The 12,236-nt window shown below is 52.6% G+C and carries 6 protein-coding genes; 5 read left to right on the top strand and 1 reads right to left on the bottom strand.

Going from position 1 to position 12,236, the window contains the following annotated elements:
* Positions 1-373: 373 nt before the first annotated feature.
* From EJP87_RS09340 to EJP87_RS09320, 5 genes are all read left to right on the top strand, one after another.
* Positions 374-3,967, top strand: a complete 3,594-nt coding sequence (locus EJP87_RS09340; RefSeq protein WP_130471600.1) for a cyclic nucleotide-binding domain-containing protein — start codon at positions 374-376, stop codon at positions 3,965-3,967.
* Between the two features lie 406 nt (positions 3,968-4,373).
* Positions 4,374-5,852, top strand: a complete 1,479-nt coding sequence (locus EJP87_RS09335; RefSeq protein ID WP_130471599.1) for a class I adenylate-forming enzyme family protein — start codon at positions 4,374-4,376, stop codon at positions 5,850-5,852.
* Positions 5,853-5,954: 102 nt separating this feature from the next.
* Entirely contained in the window at positions 5,955-7,820 is a 1,866-nt protein-coding gene (locus EJP87_RS09330; RefSeq protein ID WP_193771264.1) for a methyl-accepting chemotaxis protein, read from the top strand.
* A 102-nt stretch (positions 7,821-7,922) separates the two neighbouring features.
* Entirely contained in the window at positions 7,923-9,455 is a 1,533-nt protein-coding gene (locus EJP87_RS09325) for a class I SAM-dependent methyltransferase (protein ID WP_130471597.1), read from the top strand.
* A gap of 148 nt (positions 9,456-9,603) precedes the next feature.
* Positions 9,604-11,148 carry a bifunctional metallophosphatase/5'-nucleotidase gene (locus EJP87_RS09320; protein ID WP_130471596.1) on the top strand — a complete coding sequence of 515 codons (1,545 nt, stop codon included), beginning with the start codon at positions 9,604-9,606 and terminating at the stop codon, positions 11,146-11,148.
* 377 nt (positions 11,149-11,525) lie between these two features.
* Here EJP87_RS09320 and EJP87_RS09315 read toward each other — a convergent pair whose 3' ends face one another.
* Positions 11,526-12,083 carry a tetratricopeptide repeat protein gene (locus EJP87_RS09315; RefSeq protein WP_130471595.1) on the bottom strand — a complete coding sequence of 186 codons (558 nt, stop codon included), beginning with the start codon at positions 12,081-12,083 and terminating at the stop codon, positions 11,526-11,528.
* Between the last annotated feature and the right edge of the window lie 153 nt (positions 12,084-12,236).

Below are 12,236 nucleotides of genomic sequence, written 5' to 3'. Positions count from 1 at the left end.
CGCATTTTTGCGCCAATCCGCACAGCATCCCCATGGGGGTAGAGCTGGCGAGCCAGCACGAACCTGAATAGTTACGAAACGCCGCACATTACCAGCAGGGCTTTGTCCTGCACCCACCAGGAGGAGACAATCTCCTCCTGGACCTCCATAATAATTTTCTGATTTTCAAATGCGATTGCCCTGGAAAATGGTCTGGTTTCGTGTCTCAGAGAATGTTAAAGTAATCCAATGAGGTTAAAAAAGGGTGTAACGAAGTGCAAAGGAGGAGAAGGGCGGCGCTGCTCCAGGGGGGTGTATGGCAAGCGCCTGTTGCTCTTTTCGTGGTGTCTGCGTTGGCAGACGCTGGGGATGAATACAGGATGTGGGGGAGAGAATGCAATTTTTAAATCTGTTTAAAAAAGGTGGCGAGGAAGAAAAAAAGCCTGTGGAGCGGGTGGCCAATGTGCCGCATCCCGATTTGCCAGCAAACAGCTATTATGCCTTGCCAAACCAATATGCACCTGTGGAGATCGGCTCCCAGGGTGTCTCCTGTCACATCGAATATCGTGGCCAAGGTGAATATTATGTGACCACGCGATCCAAAGGGCGGATCATGCTGCAGGAGAGTCTGAATGCCCGGGATCGGAAAAAATTGTTTGTCAGCAGTTTTGATTTTAAGGGATTGGTAGGGGTACATCTGCATCCGGCGGGGATGGTATTTACACTGGATGAGGAGAAAAATGCCAAGGGTGAGGTGCGTCCGAACCAGCCTCCGGCGACTATCCTGAGTGCTGCCGTCCCGGAAAACGAGGAGCAGTTGCGTGCAGGACGGATCATGGAGATTAATCTGGCCGAAGTGAGCGCAGAGAGTCCCCTGTTGATTGCCTCCAACAATCGCTTGATGCATCTGATGATCAAACCGGTAAGTGCCGAGGGTGGGGCCTGGGGGCTCTATTTGTCCAACTCCAATGGCATTATTCGCGCCAATACCCTGCCTTCAGCGCTGTTGCAGCCTGGGGGGAGTGTGGTGGTGGATCGGCAATTTTTTATTCGTTTGGCCGCCTCGCCAGAGGCGAGTATTACTGCACGTGCCTGGAATGTGGAGACGCTTGACCCAGTCTTGATGCGCTTGTCGGTGAATGCAGCGAGCATTTTGACAATCGAAGAGCTGTTTACCAGCCATGGTTTGAGTGTGGTGGTTGGTGAAGGCGCGGTGACAAAATTGGGTTTGCTGGGCGACTCTTCGGCGGGCAATGAGGAGATGTTGCGCAACCAATATGCAGAGACTTTGGCCAAGTTGCGGGATCGTACCCATAGTCAGGTAGCCGAGTTGGGGCAGGAGGGCAAACTGCAGGCGGTTCGCGACCAAATTTTGGCTGAGGTCAAGCGGGCGTTGCGCAAGGAGAGCAGTCATGGGGTGCTGATATTGGCCATGGAGTTGGCGATCAAGGAGGTCTTGGCACCCCTCTATAATGAGGCGCGTGGCAGCGACCAGATTACCAGCGTCGATCATGAGACGGTAAAGTTGCTCAATGGGATTTGCAACGAGCTGATTGGTTGGTTGCAGACCGACTCATCTGTGGCTTTGTCGGCATCGGCGATCAATACGGTATTGGATGAGATAGCGGGTGATTTGCCGATGCCTGGATTGCTGGAGCGGATGAAGCAGGCTTTGCCGCAGACCAAGGCGGAGTTTTTGGAGGAGGAGCAGATCCATTTTGAAGATTTGACGCGCAACGCCAAGACCTTTTTGGTCTCCTTTTTGACCAGCAGTGCTGCCAGTCGCGATGTTTTTCATCTGGCCAAGCAGATGGGCAAGGGGGGGAGTGCGGCAGAGCAGAAAAAGATGGAGGAGGATCTGGAGCAGGCTGTGCGTAATCTGATGCGCGAGACGATGATGCAAACTTTGATTCGTTTGGTGATTCGCGGACATGTGCATCGGGTGGAGTTGGAAAAACGCAAGGCGATGCGTATCGATCTGCCCAAGGTGGGTGATAAATTGATTGGGCGCAGCCATTTGGATGACATGATCAAGCGTTATAATGATTATGCGCGTTTTTTGGATGCAGCCTATCAAGAGCGGTTGCAGGGGCTGGTCAATGAGGCGATCAAAGGCTTTCAGGATGGCACCTCGGCGGAGCGTTCGCTAACGGTCAACAGCAATGGTTTTATCTCCTATTTGGTGATGCTGCGCAATGCCGGAGGCAATATGGAATCGATTGCTGAGGGTGGCGTACCGGCAATCACCTGTTTGCATTCGATACCGGATGCGGTTCCGGATATTCATGTCGAGCAGCCGGACCGAGCGGTAGCCAAGGGATTTGTGCGTGTGGTGCATCGTGAAGGCTTATTGATGGAGGCCGCCTTTGCGCCGAAGACAGTGATCAATGTGCTCCCTGAAGGGGTTCCGGAATATCTGTGGGCTGCCTGTTGTGATCTGGCTTTGCGCTATATGGAATATAATCTGGCAGGCGATGGTTCACGCAAGAGCGACCGGCAGCAGCATGAGCGTATCGCCCAGCGTTGGTCGCGCACGGTATTGTTAAAATTTTATAATTTGTTGCGTGCTGGCCGTTCCCAGCCTGCCCAGACCGATTTTGCCGGTTTTCAGGAGTTTTTGCAGGAGGCAAATGGTGTTGTTGAGGTGATATTGGGTGAGGAGTCAGGTGAGGAGTTGTTGGATTTGCGCGGGCGTCCGCAAGGGATGCGCGAGGCCGGTTTGGATGTGAAGAAGGAGTTGCGGCAGGCGATAGTGGCTTTGCAGAAGGAGGGGGTCATCAAGGCGGATGGATTTCGCTTTAAGCAGAAGATGGGATCTTTTGCCTTGTCTGGGGGGAGTGGACGGACAGTAGAGGTGCCGATGAGTTTGGCGGTACGGCGTGGTGCAATCAGTATCGAGGCAACTTTTGCGGAGAAGCTCTACAAGCGGGTTTTTGCGCCGAATGGTGAAGAGGTGGCTCCGGAGACAGAGGTGGTTCGTTCCGAGGCGGAGGAGCGGGAGGCGGAGTTGGAGCAACGGCGTGAGCAGTCGGAGCGGCTCAAGCAGAAGGGGATTGCCCATTCGTTGCGGACGATAGAGTTTTTCAAAGATTTTTCCGAGTATGAGAAGGATCGGGTGGCGGAGTTTGATGTCAGTTTTCGCATGACCCAACCGCAAGAGATTGTGATTCGCGAAGGGACGGCGGATACAGCCTTTTATGTTTTGTTGCGGGGACGGGTGGCGGCAATCAAGGGGGATTTGCAGAAGGGCAAGGGCAAGCAACTGTTTGAGTTGGCGGCAGGTGAGATCATAGGAGAGTTGGCCTTTTTGACGGCGACGCCCCGGACTTTGAACATTGTTGCCTTGGATCGTGGTCTGCTGTTGCGGGTGGATAGTGAGCTATTGAATCGATTGGGCAGTGACAGTCGGGAGAAGTTCAAGGATCAGTTGATCAACAAGCTGGTGCATCGTTTGGCGGAGACAACGGATCGTTTGCAGAAGGGTAGTCTTGGGGTGCGGCAAGAGACGATGTTGCAGAGCAGGCATGCGCAAGAGGGTGGCAAGCAGGGAGAGGTGAAGCAGTTGAGTCGGGAGGAGACCATAGAAAAGATTGATCGGATTGAGTTTTTTGGTTCTTTTTCGACTTTTGAGAAACGGCGGATTACAGCGTTTAACACCTCATTTCTCACCTTTGCGGCGGGGAGGGATGTGATTTTTGAAGGAGACATAGACACCTCGTTCTATATCTTGTTGGACGGCAGGGTCGAAATATTAAAAGGTGAGAGTGCAGTAGTGGAGTTGGGTCCGGGAGAATTTTTTGGTGACATGGCCTTTTTGACCAGTTTACCGCGTTCGACTGGTGTAAGGAGCAAGACGGAAATTTTGGTGATGCAGGTGGATCAGGGCTTGTTGAAGCGTCTGGGGTCGGAGATTCGCGAGAAGATCAAAGATCGCTTTATCAAAAAGCTGTGTGAGCGGTTGATTCAGACCACTGGCTTGGTGGTGTAATGGTTTTATGACTGTTTGTTGACAGGCGTTTATGCCGGGGTGGTAACCAGTTTCCACTCCGGTATTTTTCATGCGGTAGTCAATCCCCTCTTCATCCCGTTTGGCCGGAATGGCATTGTGGCCATTGGAATAGAACTCTGTCTTGCTCTCCATTTCTTCTACTCATCTTGGCTCATTATCCAAAAGAGATTGGCTGATACTTCCCCGCAAGCGAAAACGACAGCTTGTGGGGGCGGGAGAAAAAATGGTTAGTGCTTGTGGAGATGATCATCTCCTGGAGCTCCATAATAATTATTGCATTTTTTTAATGCGATTGCCCTGTGGCAAATCAGACCTTGTATTGTTTTGCTATAATGGCGCAAGATCATGAAGAAAAAGCCATTTTCTGCGCCAGGGAGCATGAAGCATGTGGAAAAATGTGATCGCCGAGTTTGCCCTAAGCCAGCCGAATAAAACTGCCCTGCTGGATCGTATAAGCGGAATCCGCTTCAGTTACCAGAGTTTGCACCAGGAGATCGAACGACGGGCAAAACAGCTCCATGCCGCCGGAGTAACGGCTGGTGAACGGGTGGTCTGGATCTCTACCAGCAGTTTGGAACACCTGACGCTGTTTTTTGCCACGATTCGTCTTGATGCCCTATTTGTTCCGCTTAATCCGCGTTTGGCGCCGCATGAGTTGCAGGAGATCTGTGCCGATGTCGAACCTTGTTTACTTTTGGGCAAGGCTCTCCCAGAGCTGTTGCTGGCGCATCCAGCCTATCGCCCTCTGGAGAGTCTCTTGCCTGCTCCCTCTTTGCCTGCCGAACGCGATAAGCCTGAGCAACAGATCTTGATGATTCTCTATACCTCTGGTTCGAGCGGGCAACCAAAAGGGGTGATGATGCACGCCGGAATGATTCGCGCCAATATGCAGGCGACGGTTGCTGCCGATGTGTTGCGGCCTGACGATGTCACCTTGATCAACACTCCCTTTTTTCATACCGGTGGTTATCATGTCTTTACCCTGCCGCTTTTTTCCATTGGCGGCACCTTGATCCTCCATGAGCGTTTTGATCCTGGTTTGGTGTTGCAGGAGATTCGTGAGGAGGGGGTGACTGTGTTTTGGGCAGTGCCTACCATGTTTCAGGCCATCCATGACCATCCCGACTTTGCCATAACCGATTTTTCTGCCATTCGCTTTTTTCTTTCAGGTGGTGCGCCACTGCCACTGGCTTTGATCCACAGCTTTCATCAGCGAGGCGTTCCCTTCAAACAGGGATTTGGCCTGACCGAAGTGGGGCCAAACTGCTTTCTGTTGCAGACAGAGGAGGCTTTTTTGCGTCCTGATTCGATCGGCAAACCGCTGCCGCACAGTGAAGCGCGCGTGGTTGATGAGCAGGGCAATCCGGTGGCAGCTCAGCAGGTGGGAGAGTTGTGGCTGCGAGGTCCGCATCGTTGTGCCGGATATTGGCGGCAGGAGGCGCTCTTTGCCGCCTCTTTGCACGAACAGTTTTTTGCCACAGGAGATCTCTTGCGTATCGATGAAGAGGGCTATTTTTATGTCGTGGGCCGCAAAAAAGAGATGTATATCTCCGGTGGCGAAAATGTCTATCCCGGTGAGGTGGAAAAAGCTCTGAATCGGCATCCGCAGATTGTCCAAGCTGTGGTGGTCGGCGTTCCGCATGCCAAATGGCAGGAGGTGGGCTTTGCTTTTTATAGTGGCAGCGCTGTTTTATCTCTGGAAGAGCTGCGCCTGTTCCTTGAAGCGCATTTGGCGCGTTACAAACACCCCTATTATGTTAAGCATTTGTTACAATTGCCATTGCTCGCCAATGGCAAAATAGATCGTACACAATTGAAAAAATGGGCTCTGGACACTGTTTTTTCCTTCGGGGAGAAAAAATAATCTGCTATATATAAAATAATTTGCTAGATTTTGTTGTATTATGTTGCCATTCTCAGGAAGATAATCATTCACGGAGGAGCAGGGGGGGGGAGAATGAAAGGGATGCGTTTGCGGACTAAATTGGCGTTAATGTTGTTTTTTCCGCTATTCAGTCTCTGCTGGTTGGGCGGAGAGATCATCTGGAATAAATATGATTTACGCAATCGCATGGAGGCGATGTCTGGCTTGACCACTTTGGTGAGTCAGACCGGCGGATTGGTGCATGAGCTGCAGAAAGAGCGTGGCATGACCTCTGGATTTATCGGCAGCAAGGGGCAAAAATTTAAGGTGGAGCTGCCCAAGCAGCGGGAGTTATCCAATCGTTTTCACGGTGAATGGCAAAACGGGGTTGCAGGAGTTGGTATCAGTCGCTTTGGCAGTCGCTTTACAGGCCGGGTTGAGGAGGCAAAAAAGGGGCTGAGTCAATTGGCTGAGTGGCGGAGCAAGGCCGATTCGCTGAGTGTCGCGGCACCGGAGGTGTTAAAATATTATACCGGTACCATTGAGGGGTTGATCAACGTGGTGCGGGAGATGACCGAGTTGGCAGCGGATGCCGAGACGGCAGCGCGTACCACTGCCTATGTCTCTTTGATGTTGGGCAAGGAGCGGGCTGGCTTGGAGCGGGCCACCTTAACCAACACCTTTGCCCAGGATAAGTTTGGTCCGGGAATTTTGCAGCGTTTTGCCTCATTGGCCGGTGAGCAGGCGGCATTTTTGAATGTGTTCCAATCGTTGGCGACCAAGGAGATGCAGTCCTATTTCAAGGAGCAGATGGGGGTAGCCGCAGTTGTCGAGGTGGAGCGGATTCGCCAGATTGCCTTTGACAAGGCGGGAACGGGAGGTTTTGCCGTTGATCCCAATGGCTGGTTTGCCGCCAGTACCGAGCGGATTAATCAATTGAAAAAGGTGGAGGAGAGGCTGGGCGAGGAGTTGGCTGCTTTGGCCTCTCGTTTGGCGGTGCGTTCGCATCAGCAGTTGCTTGTGTATGGGATATTGGTGCCGTTGATTGTGTTGGGTACGCTCAGTTTTGTCACTTATGTCAACCGCGATTTGATGAATCAGATTGGTTGTGAGATGACGGAGATTGGCGATGTGGTCACCATAGTCAACAATGTAACGCGCGGTGATTTATCGGTGCAGTTTACGGTGGATTGCAAACGCGAGCGCAGTATTTATGGATCAATGCGGCGCATGGTGGCCCATTTGCGGGAGACGGTTTCGACCATTCAGGGTGTTGCGGAATCGGTGGTGGATGATTGTGAGCAGGTCAATGAGAGTGCACGTCATGTTTCTGCGGGCGGCCAGAAGCAGGCAGCTTCGGTAGAGGAGACCTCGGCGGCGATGGAACAGATGGCGGCCAACATTCAAAACAATGCGCAGAATGCCCACACCACCCGCGAGTTGGCGGCCAAGGCGGCCAAGGAGGCGGGACAGACGGGGAATTCGGTGAAGCAGGCGGTAGAGGCGATGCAGCAGATAGCCAGTCGCATTGTGATTATTGAGGAGATTGCCCGGCAGACCAATTTATTGGCATTGAATGCGGCGATTGAGGCGGCGCGCGCCGGGGAGCATGGCAAAGGGTTTGCGGTGGTGGCCATGGAGGTGCGCAAGTTGGCGGAGCGCAGTCAGTTGGCAGCAGGTGAGATCACCACATTGAGTCAGTCGAGTGTATCGATTGCCGAGCAGGCAGGGCGATCGTTGGCCCGTTTGGTTCCGGATATTCAGCGCACGGCGGAGTTGGTACAGGAGATTGCTGATGCTTCTGCCGAGCAGAATCAGGGGGCACAACAGGTGAATCAAGCGATTCAGCAGTTGGATCAGGTGATTCAGGCCAATGCGCTGGCCACTTCGGAGATGTCGGAGGTGGCCGAGTCGCTGGCGGTGCAGGCGCGCACCATGCAGGAGAGTATCGGATTTTTTAAGGTGTAATATTGCACTGTGCCCAGAGTGGTCGATGTTTTGGTTTTTTCTGGCCAATGAGCCGCAATTCCAACCATGGCTGAGTTGACAGCATAAACCAGGGAGGCAGGAGTGTCTGATTGGAGCGCTGGATATGTGACCGATATTGGTTACAACTACGGTTACTATGCCGAACTCAATCCTTTGCGTCTTAACCTGCCATTTTTGCAGGCTGGCTTGGCGCCAGCGTCGATAGGTAATGCTTGTGAATTGGGCTTTGGCCAAGGGGTCAGTCTCAATTTTCATGCGGCGGGTTCTGCTCTCTCCTGGTGGGGCAGTGATTTTAACCCCTCGCAGGTGCTTTATGCCCGTACCTTGGCCGCAGCCAGTGGGGCGCCGGCCCATCTTTTTGATCTGCCGTTTGCGGAATTTTGTCAACGCCAAGATCTGCCTGATTTTGATTTTATCGCTCTGCATGGCGTCTGGACCTGGATCTCGGAGGCCAATAGGCAGGTGATCGTCGATTTTATCGACCGTAAACTCAACAGTGGCGGCGTGCTTTATGTCAGCTACTATACTTTGCCCTCCTGGGTGGCCATGCTGCCACTGCGTGATCTGCTGCTGCTTTATGAACAACGTCTGACTCCCCGTTCCGCCAGTTGGGCGCAACGTATCGAAGAGTCGCTCGGCTTTGCCGAACAGCTTTTGGCTTGCCAGCCCGCCTTTGCCCAGGCCAACCCACAAGTGGCCAGCAAACTGCAGACGATCCGGCAAAACAAAAACTATGCCTATCTCAGTCATGAATATTTTAATCGCGATTGGCAACCCATCACCTTCTCCCGCATGGCTGAATGGCTCTCTCCTGCCCGTTTGAACTATGTTTGTTCAGCCCATCCCGCCGATAATTTGTATCAAGAGAGGCTTTCGGCGGCCCAGGTGTCGTTTTTGGCGCAGATCTCTGATCCCATTGTTCGCGAAACCACCTTGGATCTGTTGGTCAATCGCCAATATCGTCGCGATTATTGGGTGAAAGGGAGTCGTGCTCTGAGCAGTGCCGAAGCGCTGCATCTTTGGCAACAGCAATCGTTGGTGCTGACTGTGTCAGCCGATAAACTGCCTCAGCCCACAGCGCAGAGCAATCCATCCCTGCCTGCCGCCTGCTTTGTGTTGTTACGCCTGCTTGCCGATTTGCAGGTGCACAGTATTGGTAGTTTGCTGCCAACCTTGCGTGCTGCGGGATTGACCTTGGAACAGATTCAGGAGGCTATCCATAAACTGCTGGCCAATAATTTTGTGCAAGCGGCACACAGTTCCGAGAATATTGCCCACGCCCGAGCAATGGCTGATCGCTTGAATGGTCTGCTCCTGGATTGGGTGCAATATAGCGATACCTTTGGCTTTTTGCTGAGTCCGGTGACCGGTGGCGGTATAGCGCTCTCCAAAATCGAACGTCTGTTTTTGTCTGCCATTGTGCAGGGTCATCAGGAACCCAGGGAGTGGGCGCGCTTTGCCGATCCCTGTTTGAATGCTCTTGGTCAACGTCTGGTGGATGCGCAAGGCAATACCTTGCTGAGTAGCGCCCAGCAAGTGGCCCAATTGACTCTTCTGGCAGAAGAGTTTCGGCTGCATAAATTGCCGTTGTGTCAGGCGTTGCAGATCGTATAATCATCCGGCTTTTGTGTACAAAACCAAGTGCTCTGTCGGGATTGGCAGGCAAATGGTGCTGCAATAGAAAAAACAGTTGCAGTCGAAACTGAAAAACTATTATCACATTCTGTTTAAGAATCTTTCTCAAATATTTTGGTGATTGACGATGATGATCGGCAAAAGAGCCTTGCTGTTCTTGTTTTCTCTTTCGGTATTCCTTTCTTGCACGAGCAGTGGCTGGGCGGAACGGCTTAGTCGGGTACGTCTGCTCCATTTTAATGACATCTATGAGATTACCCCGCAAAAGGAGCTGGGGGGATTTGCTCCCTTGTTGACTCTCATTGAACAGCAACGTCAGCAAGCGGTGCCTAGTCTGCTCACCTTTGGGGGGGATTTGCTCTCGCCCTCGGTGCTCTCCTATCTGACCAAGGGCAAGGAGATGATCACTCTATGCAATATTATGGGAGTGGATGTGGCGGTATTGGGCAATCATGAATTTGATCATGGTTTGGAGACGCTGCACTTTCGTCTGGGGGAGTCTCGTTTTCCCTGGTTGGCCAGCAATCTGCGTGCTGCCGATGGTGGATTGCTGCCGCACAGCCAGGAGTGGGTGATTCGCCAGGTAGGTGATCTACAAATTGCATTTATCGGTTTGCTCACGCCTGCCACTGCCGATTTGGCCACGCTGGGTTCTCAAGTACGTTTTCTCGATCCCATTCCGGTAGCCAAGGAGTTGTTGCCTCTGCTCAAGCAGCAGGGGGTGGATCTGATTATCGCTTTGACCCATCTCTCTTTGGCTGAGGATGAGGAGTTGGCGCGTCAGGTTGAAGGGATAGATCTGATTTTGGGTGGTCATGATCACGATAACATGCTGCGCACGATTGGCAATACTCATATTGTCAAAGCTGCCTCTGATGGGGCGCAGTTGGCTCGGATTGATTTGACCCTGTTGCGACCCGATCCGGGAGCCAAAGGCAAAAGCAGAGTGTTGCCGGAGTTTCATTTTCTTTCCACTTTTCGTTTGCCGGCGCACCCTGAGGTACAAACTGTGATTGAGGGTATCCATCAGCGTTTGCAGCAACAGTTGCAGAGATCTGCTGGTGTGACCGAAGGGGAGCTGGACAGTCGCGAAAGCACGGTACGGGAGCGGGAGAGTTCGCTGGCCAATCTTTTTGCCGATGCCATGCGTTTGGAGAGTGGTGCGGATGTCACTTTGTTGAATGGTGGTTCACTGCGTGGTAATCGTTTGTATGCTCCTGGGACGGTTTTGAGTTTGGGTGATATTTACAAAGAGTCTCCTTTTGGCAATACGGTAGTGGTTATGGAGATGAGTGAGCAGGCGATTTGGCAGGCTTTGGAGCATGGTTTGTCGCAGTTGGGCAAAGGTTCTGGGCGTTTTTTACAGCTTTCTGGATTATCGATACGTTATGATCCGCGCCAGGCTGTAGGGGAGCGGGTTTTGGATGTGGAGTTATGGCAGGGAGAGAGGAGTGAGCCTTTGCGACGGGATGGAACACGTTTGTTGAAGGTTGCCAGCAACGATTATTTGGCGCGTGGTGGGGATGGATTTCGCATGTTGGCGGAGAGTCGGGTATTGATTGCCGCGGAGGCAGGTCAGCCGTTATCGACGGTGGTGATGAACTATTTACAGAAGCAGGGTCAGTCTTTGGTGTTACCGCGTGCTGGGCGCATTCAGGTAGTTGGGCCCTAGCAAAAGCAGCGACCAAGTCACTTTCAGCACAATATTCGGAAAAACACAAAGCAATTGCGGGTCCAGGGGGATCATCCCCCTGGCCGGGTCCAGGGATGGAATCCCTGGGATTTTGCCTTTAATCTTTTGCCTTTGGCGCGCTATTCACAACAAGCCGACGCGCTTTTTGCGTCGGCTCAAGCGCCTATGGATGCAAGCTGTGCGGATTGGCGCGTTTTGTTGCGCCAATCCGCACAGCCACTTCATGGATGTTGCGAGTTGGCTAGCCGACACGCTTCGGAAGATGCACACAGCCACTTCATAGGTGTTGCGAGTTGGCCAGCCAACAAGGTTCAGAAATGTGCATCAGGAAGCTGTATAGCACGCCATTGCATGATTCAAGAGGGAGCCATTTGTGACCACAGGCGACGGGCTTCTTGGAGTTGTTCGGGGGGCATATCCTGTTCGGCCATATCGCGGTTATCGAGAGCCTCGAACATGCCGCCATGGATGGCTTTACTGAACCAGAGATAGGCTTGCAGCAGATCCAATTCCACCCCGTGTCCGGTGGCATAGAGGATAGCCAGATTGTTTTGAGCTTTGGCATCGCCCTGTTCGGCGGCCATGCGGAACCAGTGAGCTGCCATTTCTGGATTTTCCTCGATCCCCAAACCTTCCAGATACATGGTAGCCAGATCGTGCTGGGCCAAGACCATTCCTTGTTCGGCGGCCAGGGAGTGCCATTTGAGGGCTTCGGGGAGATTTTGTTCGATTTCGATACCCTCCAGGAAGAGTGCACCGAGATTGTGTTGGGCTTTGGCATCGCCCCATTCGGCGAGGGTGAAGAGAGTTTGATAATAATCCTCTTCGTTGAAGGCGTGCATACTGCCTTGGCTGGCTGCTTGCAGCAGAGCCGTGCTATCGGTGGTGGGATCAGTAGGAGGAGAGTTGGTCACGCGCTTGACAGTCTGTAGAGGGTCGATTCCACTGTTTGTATTGCCCAAACTGAACCATTAAAGCGCACTTTTTCTCCGAATGCAATTGCCTGCTCGCGGAGCAGGGGGCAGAGAGGGTGCAAGCCTGTTGTGAAGCAGGGCAGTGTCCACAAA

It is taken from the genome of Candidatus Magnetaquicoccus inordinatus (assembly GCF_004217665.1).
GTDB lineage: Bacteria > Pseudomonadota > Magnetococcia > Magnetococcales > Magnetaquicoccaceae > Magnetaquicoccus > Magnetaquicoccus inordinatus.
Note: the sequence above shows the minus strand (reverse complement) of the source record. Positions and strands in the feature narration are given on the sequence as shown.